The 14,758-nt window shown below is 72.0% G+C and carries 18 protein-coding genes; 4 read left to right on the top strand and 14 right to left on the bottom strand.

Annotation, left to right across the window (positions count from 1 at the left end; genetic code table 11):
• Positions 1 to 68 precede the first annotated feature (68 nt).
• The 4 genes from tatB to sigE form a co-directional block, all read right to left on the bottom strand.
• The gene (gene tatB / locus BA062_RS06475) at positions 69 to 491 is read right to left on the bottom strand and encodes a Sec-independent protein translocase protein TatB (RefSeq protein WP_110335143.1); all 423 of its coding nucleotides are present in this window, start codon (positions 489 to 491) and stop codon (positions 69 to 71) included.
• A 43-nt stretch (positions 492 to 534) separates the two neighbouring features.
• A complete protein-coding gene (locus BA062_RS06470; RefSeq protein ID WP_110335269.1) occupies positions 535 to 2,064 on the bottom strand; it encodes a trypsin-like peptidase domain-containing protein in 1,530 nt (509 codons plus the stop codon).
• A gap of 111 nt (positions 2,065 to 2,175) precedes the next feature.
• On the bottom strand, positions 2,176 to 2,853 hold the full coding sequence (locus BA062_RS06465; RefSeq protein ID WP_110335142.1) for an anti-sigma factor: 678 nt from the start codon (positions 2,851 to 2,853) through the stop codon (positions 2,176 to 2,178).
• Entirely contained in the window at positions 2,850 to 3,488 is a 639-nt protein-coding gene (gene sigE / locus BA062_RS06460) for an RNA polymerase sigma factor SigE (RefSeq protein WP_110335141.1), read from the bottom strand. Before sigE ends, BA062_RS06465 begins: the two co-directional genes overlap by 4 nt.
• A gap of 180 nt (positions 3,489 to 3,668) precedes the next feature.
• Here sigE and BA062_RS06455 point away from each other — a divergent pair, with 180 nt between their 5' ends.
• Positions 3,669 to 4,319, top strand: a complete 651-nt coding sequence (locus BA062_RS06455; RefSeq protein ID WP_110335140.1) for an O-methyltransferase — start codon at positions 3,669 to 3,671, stop codon at positions 4,317 to 4,319.
• Here BA062_RS06455 and BA062_RS06450 read toward each other — a convergent pair.
• Entirely contained in the window at positions 4,273 to 5,490 is a 1,218-nt protein-coding gene (locus tag BA062_RS06450) for an MFS transporter (protein WP_245959708.1), read from the bottom strand. The two genes, BA062_RS06455 and BA062_RS06450, sit on opposite strands and share 47 nt — an antisense overlap.
• 105 nt (positions 5,491 to 5,595) lie before the next feature.
• Between BA062_RS06450 and BA062_RS06445 the strand changes: the two genes are divergently transcribed.
• Positions 5,596 to 6,513: a LysR family transcriptional regulator gene (locus tag BA062_RS06445; protein ID WP_110335139.1), complete on the top strand. Its 918-nt coding sequence runs from the start codon at positions 5,596 to 5,598 to the stop codon at positions 6,511 to 6,513.
• Here BA062_RS06445 and BA062_RS06440 read toward each other — a convergent pair.
• Positions 6,498 to 7,967: a leucyl aminopeptidase gene (locus BA062_RS06440; protein WP_110335138.1), complete on the bottom strand. Its 1,470-nt coding sequence runs from the start codon at positions 7,965 to 7,967 to the stop codon at positions 6,498 to 6,500. The genes BA062_RS06445 and BA062_RS06440 overlap by 16 nt on opposite strands.
• A 75-nt stretch (positions 7,968 to 8,042) precedes the next feature.
• Positions 8,043 to 8,210 (bottom strand): DUF3117 domain-containing protein, encoded by a 168-nt coding sequence (locus BA062_RS06435; protein ID WP_009152618.1) that lies wholly within the window; start codon positions 8,208 to 8,210, stop codon positions 8,043 to 8,045.
• Between the two features lie 189 nt (positions 8,211 to 8,399).
• Between BA062_RS06435 and BA062_RS06430 the strand changes: the two genes are divergently transcribed.
• Positions 8,400 to 9,194, top strand: coding sequence for an enoyl-CoA hydratase-related protein (locus BA062_RS06430; protein WP_110335137.1), 795 nt, complete (start codon positions 8,400 to 8,402; stop codon positions 9,192 to 9,194).
• Between the two features lie 6 nt (positions 9,195 to 9,200).
• Here BA062_RS06430 and BA062_RS06425 read toward each other — a convergent pair whose 3' ends face one another.
• From BA062_RS06425 to BA062_RS06410, 4 genes are all read right to left on the bottom strand, one after another.
• A complete protein-coding gene (locus BA062_RS06425) occupies positions 9,201 to 9,770 on the bottom strand; it encodes a DNA-3-methyladenine glycosylase I (RefSeq protein ID WP_110335136.1) in 570 nt (189 codons plus the stop codon).
• Entirely contained in the window at positions 9,767 to 10,219 is a 453-nt protein-coding gene (locus BA062_RS06420) for an SRPBCC family protein (protein ID WP_110335135.1), read from the bottom strand. Before BA062_RS06420 ends, BA062_RS06425 begins: the two co-directional genes overlap by 4 nt.
• The gene (locus BA062_RS06415; protein WP_110335267.1) at positions 10,216 to 10,536 is read right to left on the bottom strand and encodes a DivIVA domain-containing protein; all 321 of its coding nucleotides are present in this window, start codon (positions 10,534 to 10,536) and stop codon (positions 10,216 to 10,218) included. The genes BA062_RS06420 and BA062_RS06415 overlap by 4 nt, the downstream gene beginning before the upstream one ends.
• Positions 10,537 to 10,603: 67 nt before the next feature.
• Positions 10,604 to 11,521 carry a glucosyl-3-phosphoglycerate synthase gene (locus BA062_RS06410; RefSeq protein ID WP_110335134.1) on the bottom strand — a complete coding sequence of 306 codons (918 nt, stop codon included), beginning with the start codon at positions 11,519 to 11,521 and terminating at the stop codon, positions 10,604 to 10,606.
• Positions 11,522 to 11,568: 47 nt separating this feature from the next.
• Between BA062_RS06410 and BA062_RS06405 the strand changes: the two genes are divergently transcribed.
• Positions 11,569 to 12,237, top strand: coding sequence for a lysophospholipid acyltransferase family protein (locus BA062_RS06405; protein ID WP_110335133.1), 669 nt, complete (start codon positions 11,569 to 11,571; stop codon positions 12,235 to 12,237).
• Between the two features lie 72 nt (positions 12,238 to 12,309).
• On the opposite strand, the gene BA062_RS06400 is transcribed toward BA062_RS06405, so the two are convergent.
• Genes BA062_RS06400 through dapE form a run of 3 tightly spaced genes read right to left on the bottom strand, consistent with a single transcriptional unit; the run spans position 12,310 to position 14,755 of the window.
• Positions 12,310 to 12,876: an LOG family protein gene (locus tag BA062_RS06400; protein ID WP_110335132.1), complete on the bottom strand. Its 567-nt coding sequence runs from the start codon at positions 12,874 to 12,876 to the stop codon at positions 12,310 to 12,312.
• Complete coding sequence (locus BA062_RS06395) at positions 12,876 to 13,661, bottom strand: LOG family protein (protein WP_245959698.1); 786 nt, start codon at positions 13,659 to 13,661, stop codon at positions 12,876 to 12,878. Before BA062_RS06395 ends, BA062_RS06400 begins: the two co-directional genes overlap by 1 nt.
• A 17-nt stretch (positions 13,662 to 13,678) precedes the next feature.
• The gene (gene dapE, locus BA062_RS06390; protein ID WP_110335265.1) at positions 13,679 to 14,755 is read right to left on the bottom strand and encodes a succinyl-diaminopimelate desuccinylase; all 1,077 of its coding nucleotides are present in this window, start codon (positions 14,753 to 14,755) and stop codon (positions 13,679 to 13,681) included.
• Positions 14,756 to 14,758: the final 3 nt, after the last annotated feature.

The raw sequence follows: 14,758 nt of genomic DNA, 5'->3' as shown, positions 1-14,758 counted from the left end.
CGTGCTTCGCCTGAGGTGACGCGAACGCGGAACTCGCGGGCACGAGCGGGGGACTCGCGGGCAGTCGGCTACGTCGCGTCGGGGTCCACCGGGGGCTTCTCACCCGGCTTGAGAGGTTCGGGCGCCGGCGCGGCCGCGGCTTTGGGGATGCCGTTCGCGTGGCCGTTCGAGCCGTTGGAGTGCCCGTTCGTGCCGTTGATGTTGTTCAGACCGAGCGGGTCCGGGTCGCCGTCGAAGAGGTGCTGGGTCACGGCGCGCTTCGGGTCGAAGTTGCGCAACGCGCGAAGGTCCTCGATGGGCTTGCGGTACTCCTCGAATTCGGGACCCATCTCGTCGCGCAGCTGCTGTCGCGCACCGGAGGCGAAGTCCCTGACCTTGCGCACCGACCGGCCGAGCCAGGCGGCCGCCTCGGGCAGACGCTCGGGGCCGAGGATGAACAACGCGGCAACGAGCAGGACGAGGATCTCGCCCCAGCCGATGTTTTCGAACACGCTGCGAACCTCCGCTCGGACCCGTCGCGACCAGCGTACCCCGTTAGTCTGAACCCAAGGTGACGTCGACGGTAAGGGGACGACCGTTACGGACCACCCTGACCGGCACCACCTCGCCGATGTCGTGCTCGCGGACGGCGACGGTCAGCTCGGCGGCGTTGCGTACCTGGCGGTCGCCGACCTTCGTGATCACGTCGCCTTCCTTGATGCCCGCGTTCGCGGCGGGGCCTCCGTCGACCACGTTCTGGATCTGCGCGCCCTCGGAGGTGTTGGCCGCGACGGACGACGCGTTGACGCCCAGGTCGGCGTGGTTGACCTTGCCGTCGCGCACGAGCGCCTCGCTGATCCGCATGGCCTGGTCCACCGGGATCGCGAAGCCGAGGCCGATGCTCCCGCCCTCCCCGCCGGTGCCGACGGTGCGGATGAGGGAGTTGATGCCCACGAGGGCACCGGTGGAGTCGACCAGGGCGCCGCCGGAGTTGCCGGGGTTGATCGCGGCGTCGGTCTGGATCGCGTCGTAGGTGACGGGCGGGTCGCCGTTCTCGCCGGGCGCCGTGACCGGCCGGTCCAGTGCGCTGACGATGCCCTCGGTGACGGTGTTCTCCAGGCCGAACGGTGAGCCGACGGCGATCACCGCGTCCCCTGGCGCCAGGTCGGACGACTTGCCGATCTCGATCACCACGGGGTTCGAGACGTTCACCTTGATCACGGCGAGGTCGGTCTTGGGGTCCGTGCCGACGATCTCGGCCTTCGCCCTGGTGCCGTCGATGAACACGGCGGTGATCTCTGCCTGCTCGTCGCGCGTGGCCTGGGAGACCACATGGTTGTTGGTGATCACGTAGCCCTGCGGGTCGATCACCACGCCGGAGCCGAAGCCGCCCGACTGCCCGGACTTGACCTCGATGGACACGACCGCGGGCGACACCCGCTTCGCGATGTCGGCGATGGAGCCCGCCGCCCGTTCCTTGCCCGCCTCCGCCTCGGCGATGTTGAGCTCACCGGTCAGCGAGTCGCCCGCGCTGGCCAAACCCCAGCCGACGAGGCCGCCCGCCGCGCCGACGAGCAGGGCGATCGCCCCGAGCAGGGCCAGCGCGGTGGGCTTGACGCGGCGGCCGAACAGCACCTCGGGCAGGCTGAGCAGCGCTCCGCGCGGACGTTCCTGCTCGTCGGGCTCGTCGTCCTCCGCGAGCACCGCGGGGCCGCCGAGCACCGCGCCGGAGCCGGGGTCTCGCCACGGATCACCCGACGAGGACCACAGCGGTTTACCCGGTTCCTGGCCGGGGTGGGCCCCGTTGTCGTCGGGTGGCCGCTGGAGGAGCACGCTCTCCGAGCCCGGCGGCTTGCCGAACGCCTCGGCCAGCGACTCCGGAGGCGGCGGTGTGACGGCGCCGCCGTTGCGGTGGCTCGCGCTGTCGGGGGTGTAGAGCTTGTCGAAGGGACCGTCGACCCCGCGCGGCCTGCCGAACGTCGCGGCGAGTGCCGGATCGACGGAGGGGCGGGCGATGGGCCTCGGCCGCAGCCGAGGGCCCTGCTCGCCGGGTTCCTCCTGGGGCGGGTTCGGTGGCTGGTTCATCATTCCCCGACAGACAGACGGCTTCAGTGCTCGGTGTGGTTGCTCGAAGCGACCCTACGCGCCGAGCTCAGCACTCGAATTCTGCCGCCCCCACAGTGAAGTGGGCGTTGCTCAGCGCGGACCTTCCATCGGCACGGCGGCCGGGGTGGTGCTCAGCGCCGGAGCCGGGGTGGTCGTACTGACGCTGGTGGTGGTCGGCGTCGGGGCGGGGCTGTTGCCGAACTGCGCCCGCAGTACCCCGGCGGGGGCCGTGCCGCCCTGCTCGCCGTCCGGGTCGTCGGCTCCGACCGTGGCGACGAGCGCGAGCGCGCTCAGCACCAGCCCGGACACGACGACACCGGCACCCTGTGCCGCGCGGCGCCGCGAGGAGCCGAGACGTGCACCGCTGCCCAGCACGTTGGCCGAGTTGCCCAGCGGGGCCGAGCTGCCCAGCGGTCCGCTCGGCAGGCCGTTGCGCAGGCCCGCGACGCGGTCCGGCCGCTGGATGGCGACGAGCTGGCCGTCCTCGGTGATCGCGAGGTTGTCCGGCGTGGTCGTGATGTCGGTGTGCTCCGGTATCGAGCGCAGGCTCGCGAGGAACCCTGGCGACATCGAGGGAGCCTGTGCGTGCTGCACGGCGGAGCGGGCCTGCCGCTGCGCGCGGACGTCGGCCGCGCAGCCTGGACACCGGGCGATGTGTGCCGCGGCGCGCTCGTGGGCGCCCAGCGACAGCTCCCTGTCGACGAACGCGACCACCGCGTCCGGCAACAGATGCGACTCGGGGAGCCCCCACCCCCGGTGTTCGGTCATACCGTGGCCTCCAGCTTGAGCGCGCGGCGACGCTCCAGGGAAGCCTTCAGTGCCTGGCGGCCGCGGTGGATCCTGCTGCGCACGGTGCCGAGCTTAACCCCGAGGGTAGCGCCGATCTCCTCGTACGAAAGACCTTCGACGTCGCACAGCACGACGGCGGCGCGGAACTCGGGAGGCAGCTCGTCGAGCGCGTCCTGCAGGTCGGGGTCGAGATGCGTCTCGGAGTAGACCTGCTCGGGGCTCGGGTCGTCACCGACGATGCGGTCGGTGTCGTCGGGCAGTCCCTCCATGCGCACGCGCGAGCGGCGTCGTGCCATGTCGAGGAACAGGTTGGTGGTGATGCGGTGCAGCCAGCCCTCGAACGTGCCGGGCTTGTACGACGCGAGCGAGCGGAACACCCGGATGAAGGTCTCCTGGGTGAGGTCCTCGGCGTCGTGCGTGTTGCCCGTGAGGCGGTAGGCCAGCCGGTAGACGCGGTCGGCGTGCTCCCGCACGACCTCGTCCCACGACGGCGGCGTCCACGCGGCGTCCCCCTGATCGCCCGCGGCGCTCACCGTGGTCGGCTCCGCCACCTCGGTATCGGTCGGCTTCGGCGCGGTCTGCGTGCTGTTTCGCGACAGCTGAGGCACCTCCATCGGCCTGTCTCCCCCTTTTCTACCCTGCCCAACGCAGTGCTTGCGTGGAGTGTTCCCATCCTTGGGACGTAGTTTTCCGTGCTTCCTTATGGTTCTAGTGAGATACGTCTGAGAGCAGCCTGAGAAGACGGTTCAGCGTGGTTGACCGAGTCGCCGGGACTCCCGCGCTAACCTCTGCGCGTGAACTCCGAGACGAGCATCACGGGGCCGGTCGACCTCGGCGACTTCGTCGAGACCTACCTCCCCGACGACGAGCTCCTCGCCGCCACGCGAGCGCGGGCCGAGGAGCTCGGCTGCCTGCCGGTGTCGTGCGCGACCGGCGCCGCGCTGGGTTTCCTCGCCGCGACGCTGCAGGCCAGAGCCGTCGTGGAGATCGGAACGGGCACCGGGGTGAGTGGCCTGCACCTGCTGAGAGGCATGGCCGCGGACGGGGTGCTGACCACGATCGACCTCGAACCGGAGTTCCACCGTTCGGCGCGCAGGGTGTTCCTCGACGCGGGCTTCCCGCCGGGTCGGATGCGGCTGATCATGGGCAGGGCGCTCGATGTGCTGCCGAGGCTCACCTCGGGCGGCTACGACATGGTGTTCGCCGACGCGGCGCGGGTCGAGTACCCGGGGTACTTCGACCTCGGGGTGCAGCTGCTGCGGCCGGGCGGCGTGATCGTGTTCCACAACGTGCTGGTCGGCGGCAGGCTCGGCGACCCGGCGCGGCGGGATCCCGAGCTGCTGGCCCTGCGCGAGGTGGCGAGGGCGGTGCGGGAGGACGAGCGGCTGCGCCCGGCGATCATCCCGGTCGGGAGCGGGCTGCTCGCGGCCGCGGTAGGCAGCTGAGCATCGCGAGCGCGAGCCAGGTGGTGACGACGGCGACGAGCCAGCCCCACCCCGCGTGGCCGTAGACGACGCTGCCGAGGGTGCCGCCGACGCTGCTGCCGAGATAATACGCGAGCGTGTAGAGGCCACCCGCCTGGCCGCGTGCCCCGTCGGGAGCCTCCGCGGCGGCCCACCCGTTGGCGACGGCGTGCGCGGCGAAGAACCCTGCCGTGAGCAGCAGGAACCCGGCGATGACGAGCGGCAGCGAGTCGGGCAGCGTCAGCAGGGTGCCCGCGATGGTCGTCGAGAGACCGAGCAGCAGGGCGCGGCGGCGGCCGAGCCGCCCGACGAGCCTGCCCGCCGTCGCGGACGACACCGAGCCCAGCGCGTAGGCGAGGAAGACCAACGAGGCGACGGCGGGGCGGAGCCCGAGCGGCTCCCCGGTGAGGCGGAACCCGGCGGCGTTGTAGAGCGCGACGAAAGAGCCCATCGCGAGCAGGGCGACCGCGTACTGGGCGAGCAGCACCGGCTTCCGCAGCGCCAGCCCGATCCCGGCGAACACGCTCCGCAACCTCCCCGACCCCGCCTCTCGGGGAGCAAGGGAGCTTTGCTCTCGTTTCGCGGTAGTAAAGCTCCCTTGCTCCCTACGCGAGCGGGGGCCGGGCGGCAGGGTGAACACGGTGAGTAGTGCGCAGAGGAGAGCCAGGAGCGCCACCGCGGCGAGTGCGCCGTGCCAGCCGAGCCAGTCGGTGGTGAAGCCGCTCGCCAGCCTGCCCGCCATGCCGCCGATGGTGTTGCCGGCGATCATCATCCCGACCGCCGCCGCGACGCCGGTGCGGCCGAGCTGCTCCACCAGGTACGCCGCGGCCACCCCTGGGAAGCCCGCGATCGCGATGCCCTGCAGCACCCGCAGCGCGAGCAGGGTCTCGAAGGATGGCGCGAACGGCAGCGCCAGCCCCAGCGCGGCCGACGCGAGTACCGACGCGACGATGATCGGGCGCCGCCCGACCAGCTCCGAGAGCACCGCGACCGGCAGCACCGCGATCGCGAGCGCTCCCGTCGCGACGCTCACCGCGAGCGACGCCCTCCCCGGGTCGAGCCCGAACTCCGCCGCCAGCTGCGGCAGCAGCGGCTGCGGCGCGTAGAGCAGCGCGAACGAGCACACGCCCGCCGCCGCCATCGCCAGGCTGATCCAGCGGGTCCCCACCGCGCGTTCCCGCGCCAACGTCGCCACTCCGGCGACGCTAAGCACCGGCAACCAATACGTCCAATACGCGGATCAGCGATAATCGATACCGTGCTGGATGAATCGGCGGACGCCCCGCTCACGGCCGAGATCGCCGCGCACGCGCCGCTGCTGCGCGTGCTCAGGCTCACTCGCAACGTCACCCGCGCGGCACAGGAACTCGGCATCCCGCAACCCACGGCCAGCAGGCGGCTCGCGGCACTCGGCGAGCACCTCGGCGCCCCGGTGATCGTCCCGGAGGGACGCGGCATCCGGCTGACGCGCGCGGGCGAGCTGCTCGCCGAGGCCGCCGACCGCGCGCTCGACGTTCTCGCGAGCGGAGTCCGCCAGGCCCGCGAGGAGATCGACCCGCAACGCGGGCACGTCGTGCTGGGCTTCCTGCACCTGCTCGGCCGCTCGCTCGTGCCCCGCCTGCTGCGCGACTTCCGCGTCGCGTACCCGCACGCCCGGTTCAGCCTGGTCCAGGGCTCCCGGCAGGACATCGTCGAGCGCCTGCGCGCGGGCACGATCGACCTCGCGCTGGTCGCCCCGCCGCCAGCGGACCCCGACGTCGAGGCCGTCACGCTCGCCGAGGAGGAGCTGTTTGTGTCGGTCCCGGCGGAGCACCGCTTCGCAGGCCGGGGGCACGTGCGGATGACCGACCTCGCCGACGAGGACTTCGTGCTGCTCGAACACGGCTACGGCCTGCGCACCATCACCGACGACCTGTGCCGCCGCGCCGGGTTCACGCCGGCGATCGCGTTCGAGGGGCAGGAGTCCGACACCGTGCGCGGCCTGGTCGCCGCGGGACTCGGCATCGCGCTGCTGCCGAAGTTCGAGCCGGGCACCCCGGCGGGCGTCGCGGAGGTACCGCTCGCGCCGAGGGTCACCCGCGCCATCGGGCTCGTCTGGCCGGTGCGCCACCCGCTGCCGCCTGCCGTGGCGGCGTTCCGGGACTTCGTCGGTGACCGGGCTCAGCCGGTGACGTAGGAGGCGGCAAGCTCCACCAGCGTGCGCGCCGCGAACCCGGTGCCGCCCGGCACCACCTCGTCGTAGTTCTTCTCCGAGCGCGCAGGGCCCGCGATGTCCAAGTGCGCCCACGGCAGCCCCGCGGTGAACTCGCGCAGGAACAGCGCCGCGGTGATCCCGCCGGGCCCGGGCGGGGCCTGCCGGACGTCGGCGATGTCGCTGTGCACGTCGGCGGCGTGGTCCTCCAGCAGCGGCATCCGCCACCACTGCTCACCGGCCCGCTCCCCGGCGGCCCGCACGCGCTCGGCCAGTTCGTCGTCGCTGGCGAAGAGACCACCGGTACGCAGGCCGAGCGCCACCTTCATCGCACCCGTCAGCGTCGCGACGTCCACGACGGCGTCCGGCCGGTACCGCTGGACGCCGTAGGCGATCGCGTCGGCCAGCACCATCCGGCCCTCGGCGTCGGTGTTGGCGACCTCCGTGGTGCGCCCGCCGTAGTGCCGCACGACGTCGCCGGGCCGGTAGGACGAGCCGGACACGTGGTTCTCCGCGGCAGGCACGAGGCCCGTCACGCGCACGCCGAGCCGCAGCGCCGCGATCGCCCGCATCGCCGCGATCACCGCGCCGCCGCCGGACATGTCGGTGCGCATGAGGTGCATGCCCTGAGCGGGCTTGATCGAGATCCCGCCCGTGTCGAACGTGATGCCCTTGCCGACGAGCAGCAGGTGTGTGGTGGCTCCGCGAGGCCGGTGGTTCAGCTCGATCAGCCTCGGCGGGCTCACCGAGCCGCCGCCCACCGCGAGCACGCCGCCGAAGCCCTGCGCCGCGAGCCACTCCTCGTCCCGGACCGTGACCGAGAGTCCCGGCACCTCGTCGGCGGCCTTCTCGGCCACGTCGGCCAGCCACGCCGGATTCTTGACGTTCGCCGGGGTGTTGGCGAGATCGCGGGCCAGCGCGGAGGAAGCCGCCAGCTCGCGCGCCCTGCTCACGGCGCCCTCGTGCGTGGACGCGGCCTCCGTCAGCAGGCGCACCGTCCGCACGCTCGCCTTCGGCTCCTCGGAGCTGACGCGGTAGCGGTAGCCGCCGAGCAGGGCGCCTGTCGCGAAGGCGGCGTACTCCTCGGATCCGGCATCGGCGGGCAGCTGGACGTGCACCCGCTTCGGCGCCTTGCGCCCCGCGTCCGACTCGGCCTCCGCGAACGCGTTGGCCGCGCGGATGAACGCCGCGCCCGCCGCCCGGTACTGCTTCTCCTCGCCGCCGCCGACGCCGACGAGCCACCTCGGCCCGTCGTCACCGGGCACCACGTGCACCTCACCCGCCTTGCCGGTCGCGCGCACCCGGTCCGCGACGTCGGCGAACGGTGACTCGCCGTCAGAGGTGAGCACCGCGGCGAGCGGCTCCCCCTTGCGCGCGGTGTCGCCGACCTCGACGTCGAGCAGCCGGCTGGGTACGGACGGGAGCGGGGAGCGCGTCATCAGCGGCCTCCAGGCACGATGAAGACAGCCAGCCCGAAAGGACTCGACGCTGGCGGGTACGGGCAGAGAACGTGATTAGCTGGTGGCCTCCTGAAGGGCCGCACCGAGGTCCTTGGCCTCCTCGGCCGACAGCTCGACGACGAGTCGCCCACCGCCCTCGAGCGGTACGCGCATCACGAGGCCCCGCCCCTCCTTAGTAACTTCGAGGGGACCATCTCCGGTCCGGGGCTTCATGGCCGCCATAGCGTGCTCCCTCCGTCTTCAAGCAGTGCCCGGCTCGCGCTCCTGGGAACAACCGGGTCGTGACCATTGTCCCCCATCAGCAGCGGGCCGTGAACGCGGACCGATCTTAGCGTCGGCGCATCCCTGCTGGTATGCGGCTCGCGGGGCTGCCAGACTCGCGTGGCGACCCAGACGAACGGAGGGTTTTTCGTGACCACCGAGGACGTGCTGCTGCGCAGCGACAGCGGCCGCGTGCGCACCCTGATCCTGAACCGCCCCAAGGCATACAACTCGCTCACGGTCGAGCTGAAGGAGCGGCTGCTCGCCGAGCTGCGGGACGCCTCGGCCGATCAGGAGGTCCGGGCGATCGTGCTCACCGGCGCGGGCAAGGCGTTCTGCGCGGGGCAGGATCTCAAGCAGCACATCGGGCTGCTGCAGGCGGGCGACGACGCACCACTGCGCACGGTCACCCAGCACTACAACCCCATCGTGCGGGCGATCGTCGAGGCACCCAAGCCCGTGATCGCCGCCGTGAACGGCCCGGCCGCCGGGGCGGGCGCCGCGTTCGCCTACGCCGCCGACCTGCGGATCGCCGCGGCCTCCGCCAACTTCCTGATGGCCTTCGCCAGCGTCGGCCTCGGTCCCGACTCGGGCGCGTCGTGGACCCTGCAGCGGTTGGTCGGCTACGGCCGCGCGGCGGAGCTGATGCTGCTCGCGCGTCCGGTCGACTCCGCCGAGGCGCTGCGCATCGGCCTCGTCGGCGAGGTCGTCGCCGACGAGGACCTCGCGGCGAGGGCGCAGGAACTGGCAGCGAAACTCGCCGGGGGGCCGACCGCGGCCTACGCCAGAATCAAGGGCACCCTCACGGCCGCCGCCGAGAGCACGCTGGAGGAGGCGCTCGCCGAGGAGGACGCCGCGCAGACGGCGCTCGGCGCCACCGCCGACCACCGCGAGGCCGTGGACGCGTTCGTCAACAAGCGCAAGCCCGACTTCACCGGCGCCTGAGCCTGCTCAGCCCGCGCGGAAGCAGCCCTCGACGTGGTCGTCGACCATGCCGGTGGCCTGCATCATCGCGTAGCACGTGGTGGGGCCGACGAAGGCGAAGCCGCGCTTCTTCAACGCGCGCGCCATCGCCTTCGACTCGGCCGTCACCGCGGGCACGTCCGACATCGTGGCCGGCCGGACGCGGACTTCCGGGTCCGGCGCGAACGACCACAGCAGCTCATCGAGCGGCACGTCGAGGTTCGCGATGGCCCGCGCGTTGGTGATGGTCGCGTGGATCTTCGCACGGTTGCGCACGATCGAGGCGTCGGCGAGCAGGCGCGTCACGTCGTCCTCGCCGAAGGCGGCCACGCGCTCGGGGTCGAAGCCGTGGAACACCCGCCGGAACGCCTCGCGTTTGCGGAGGATCACCAGCCACGACAGCCCGGACTGGAACGCCTCCAGCGAGAGCCGCTCGAACAGCGCCACCTCGCCCCGCAACGGCACGCCCCACTCGGTGTCGTGGTAGGCGGCGTAGTCGGGCGCGGAGTTGCCCCACGAGCACCGCGCGACGCCATCCTGGCCCAGCAGCTCGCTCATCCGCCCACCACATACGACTCGGCGAACTTCGCGAAGTTGTGCAGCGAGCGGCGCAGGCCAAGGGAGAACACGGGCTTCACCACCGGCCAGCCGAGCCGCCCCACGACCCCGAACGGCAGGTCCAGCTGTTCCGACCAGATCAGCACCGAACGGTTCTGACCCCGCTCCTGCACGTGGAAAGAACCGGTCCCGCGCACCAGGAATCCCAGGTGACGCACGGTGCAACGCACGGGCGGCTCCCAGCTCATGATCTCCATCGAGTCGGTGAAGCCGACACCCGCGACACCGGTGAACGCCTCCAGCTTCGAACCGACGCTGCGGCCGTTGCCGGACACCACCCGAACCTCGGTGCCGAGCATCCACTCGCGCTGCCGGTGCCAGTCGGTGAGCGCCAGCCACGTCGTCCCCGCCGGCGCCGCGACGTCGACGGACGACACCAGATCGCTCACTGGGACGCCTCGCGTTCGTTGCGCTGGGCCAGCTGCGCCTCGAGCTCGGCCACCCGCGCGCGCAGACTGTCGATCTCGCCGCCGAGCCGTCCCATCACCCAGTCGACCTCGGACATCTTGTAGCCGCGCAGCACGAGCTGATACTTCACGGCGCTCACGTCCTCACCGGTGATGTCCTCGGCAGGCAGCCGGGTCGGCGAGCTGCCGGGCGCCAGCGGTGCCAGCTCCTCGCCCCGGCCGAACACCACGGCCGCGAGCAGGAACACCACGGCGGCCACGAGCAGCATCACGACGAGATAGATGAGCGCGGTGGTCACGCCCCGATCGTGGCACACGGCACCGACACCCGCGGGAGAGCCACCACCCGGGCCACCGTCGGCCACCTCAGCGGCGGGCGGCGAGCACCTCGCGCATCGGCGGGCGGTCGGTGACGGCCACCTCGGTGTGCTCGGGCAGCCACTCCCCCGCCACCTGCGTGAACTGGGTCAGCCCAGCGCCGGACGCGTCGATGTCGCAGCGGGAGAGTGCCGTGCCGAGGATCTGCCGCGCCATGACGCCGAGCTGCAGCAGCGAACGGTTGCGGTGCTTGCGCACGCCCAGGTTCACCTGCGCGAGCGCGTCGAGCCCGTACCGGGATTCGGCGTCGAGCAGCAGGCCGATCTCCACGCCGTACCCGGTGGCGAACGGCACCGACTCCAGCAGGTCCCGTGTGCCCGCGTACTCGCCGCCGAGCGGCTGCACGAGTCCGGACAGCGCGGGCCGCAGCGCTGCCAGCAGCGGCCTCGCGAGCAGCTCGGTGACGCGGCCTCCGCCGGTGCCCAGCTCGGCCGATTCGAGCCGCAGCGGCCTGCGGTAGAAGCCCTTGACCAGCTGGACGCCGTCCTCGCACAGCAGCGGACCGAGCAGCGACGGCACGAACCCGGGATCGGGGTCGACGAGGTCGGAGTCGAGGAACACCACGACGTCGCCGGTGGTCGCCGCCAGCGACCGCCACAGCACCTCGCCCTTGCCGGGCAACGGCGGCCAGTCCGGCAGCACGTCCTCGCGGTGCACCACGCGCGCCCCCGCGCGCTCGGCGACGTCGGCCGTGCCGTCGGTGGAGCCCGAGTCGACCACCACGAGCTCGTCGACGAGCGTGCCCAGCAGCGGGCGCACCGACGCGACGACGTCACCCACCGTGCCGGCCTCGTCCAGCGCGGGCAGCACCACGGACACCGTGCGCCCGCCCTTGGCGAGCCGCAGCTCATCGGCCGTCCACTGTGGAGCCTGCCAGGTTCGCCGGGCGAACCACTCCTCGTTCATGAGAACCGATCGTGCCATGCTGGACGGACAACGCCGCTGGAGGAGACGTGCTGCAACTGCTGATCCGCCGGATACTCGCGCCGCTGGCCAGGCTCGTGTACCGGCCGGTCGTCGTCGACGCGGACAAGGTGCCACTGAACGGGCCGGTGATCCTGGCCGCCAACCACCGCTCCGCCGCCGACACCTTCGTGATCCCCATCGTGACGCCGCGGCCCGTGGCGTTCCTCGGCAAAGCCGAGTACTTCACCGGCAAGGGACCGAAGGCGCGGCTGATGGCGGCGTTCCTCTCCGCCCTCGGCTACGTGCCGGTGGAGCGCGGCAACGCGGCGGCGGGCCTGGCCGCGCTCGGCGCCGCCCGCAGGGTGCTCGATGACGGCGGCGCGTTCGGCATCTACCCGGAGGGCACGCGTTCGCTCGACGGCCGCCTGCACCGGGGGCACACCGGGGTCGGGGCGCTCGCGCTCGCGACGGGTGCGCCTGTGGTGCCCGTGGCGCTGACCGGCACCGACCGGCTCCTCCCACATGGCAAGAAGGTGCCGAGGCTCGTGCGGGTCACCGTGCGCTTCGGTGACCCGCTGGAGTTCTCCCGTTACGACGGACTCAGGGATTCGCCTGCCATCCGCCGCGCGGTGACCGACGAGATCATGTACGCGATCATGGAACTGTCGAAGCAGGAGTACGTGGACGCCTATCACAAGCGTCCCGACGCGGCCTGAGTCCTCAGCAAGTGGCCCCCAAGGCCACCTTTGTTGCGTTCAACGCAACAAAGGTGGCCTTGGGGGAGGTCATCAAGCCCACTTGTCGACAGGGACCGCGTCGTGCTTCTCGAAGGCGTCGAGCAGCGCGGCCGGGTCCGCGTCGATCGTGATCAGCTCGCGGCTGGCCCGGTTGAGGAAGCCCTCGGCCGACATGTGGTCGATGAACTCGGCGAGCTTGGCGAAGTAGCCCCCCGAGTCGACGAGGCCGATCGGTTTGGCGTGCAGCCCGAGCTGGGCCCACGTCCACACCTCGAACAGCTCCTCCAGCGTCCCGGCCCCGCCCGGCAGCGCGAGGAACGCGTCCGACAGCGCGGCCATCGTCGCCTTGCGCTCGTGCATGTCCTCCACGACATGCAGCTCGGTGAGGTTGTGGTGCGCGATCTCCACCCGCATCAGGTGCTTCGGGATCACACCGATCACCTCACCACCCGCGGCCAGCGCGGCATCGGCGACGGCACCCATCAGGCCCACGCTCGCCCCGCCGTAGACCACGCCCAGGCCGCGTTCGGCGAGCAACGTGCCCACCTTCGCGGCCTCCTCCGCGTAGTCGGAGCTGTTGCCGGCCGACGAGCCGCAGAACACGCATACGCGTCGCACTAGTGAGTGTCCTCCCACGCCTTGTACGCCTCGAGCACGACGCCCACCGCGTCGTCGATGTCGTCGGTGACGTGGAGCAGAGCGGCGTCGCGCTCCCCGATCTTGCCCTCCGCGAGCACCGTGTTGCGAACCCATTCGTAGAGCCCGCCCCAGTAGTCGCGGCCGAAGAGCACCACGGGGAACTTGGTCACCTTCTTCGTCTGCACGAGCGTCAGCGCCTCGAACAGCTCGTCCAGCGTGCCGAACCCGCCCGGCAGGCAGATGAACGCCTGCGCGTACTTGATGAACATCGTCTTGCGGGTGAAGAAGTAGCGGAAGTTGACGCCGAGATCCACCCACGGGTTCAGGCCCTGCTCGAAGGGCAGCTCGATCCCGAGGCCGATGGACAGCCCGCCGGCCTCCGACGCGCCCCGGTTGACGGCCTCCATCGAACCGGGCCCGCCACCGGTGATCGCGGCGAAGCCCGCGTTGGCCAGCGCGGTGCCGATGTCGCGGCCCAGCTGGTACTCGGGGTGGTCGCGCGGCGTGCGCGCGGAACCGAACACCGTGACGGCACGCGGCACCTCGGCCAGCGCGCCGAAGCCCTCCACGAACTCGGCCTGGATGCGCAGCACGCGCCACGGATCGGTGTGCACCCAGTCGCTGGGGCCCCTCGAGTCCAGCAGGCGCTGGTCGGTGGTCGAGTCCTCCGCCTGCCGGGACCGGCGCAGCACCACCGGACCGCGGTGCCGCTCGGGAGGGTGTTCCGCGTCGTCCTGGACGCTGTGTGTCACCTGGTCACTCACAGCGCCCAGCCTAAAGGTCAGGACGACAGGAACGCCCCGAGAACCTTCGCGACGCGGCGGATCTCGGCGGCGGCGACGTGCTCCTGCCGCGTGTGCGCGAGCGTCGGGTCGCCGGGGCCGAAGTTCACCGCGGGCATCCCGAGCGCGGCGAAGCGGGCGACATCGGTCCAGCCGAGCTTCGCCGCGACCTCGCCACCCGCGGCCGCCACCAGCTCCGCCGCAGCGGGCTCACCGAGCCCCGGCAGCGCACCGGGTGAGCTGTCGACCACGGTCACGTCGAAGCCGTCGAACACCTCGCGCAGGTGCTGCTCGGCCTGCTCGGGGCTGCGGTCGGGGGCGAACCGGTGGTTGACGGCGAGCAGGGCCGCGTCCGGCACGACGTTGCCGGAGACCCCGCCGCCGATGCGCACGGCCTGCAGGCCCTCGCGGTAGGTGAGCCCGTCGATCTCCACGACCCTCGGCTCGTAGGCGGTGAGCCTGCGCAGCGGTTCGGCGAGTGCGTGGATGGCGTTGCTGCCCATCCACGCCCGTGCCGTGTGCGCCCGCGTACCGGCCGTGCGCAGCTCGATGCGCATGGTCCCCTGGCAGCCGGCCTCGATCACGGCGTTGGACGGCTCCCCGACGATCGCGAGGTCACCGCCGAGCCACTCGGGCAGCTCACGCTCGATCCGGCCGAGACCGTTGCGGACGGCCTCCACCTCCTCGCAGTCGTAGAACACGAACGTCACATCGTGCCTCGGCTCCGGAAGGGTGGCGGCGAGGTGCAGGAACACGGCGTCGCCGCCCTTCATGTCCACGGTGCCGAGGCCGTGCAGCACCTCGCCGGCTCCGTCTCCGGTGCGCTTGCCGGGGAGATTGTCGTTGACGGGCACCGTGTCCAGGTGCCCGGCGAGCACCACCCGTGACGGCCTGCCGAGCGACGTGCGCGCGAGCACGGCGTCGCCGTTGCGAACCACCTCGAGGTGCGGTGCCTGGGCACGGAGCGCGGACTCCACGGCGTCGGCGATCACCGCCTCCTCCCCCGAGACGCTCGGGATGTCCACCAGCGCGGCGGTGAGGTCGACGGGATCGGTACGCAGGTCGAGCAAGGGCATGAG

The sequence above is a fragment of the Prauserella flavalba genome (assembly GCF_003202235.1).
Taxonomy (GTDB): domain Bacteria; phylum Actinomycetota; class Actinomycetes; order Mycobacteriales; family Pseudonocardiaceae; genus Prauserella_A; species Prauserella_A flavalba.
The sequence above is the reverse complement of the archived record's forward strand: the minus strand, read 5'-3'. Positions and strand labels throughout refer to the sequence as shown.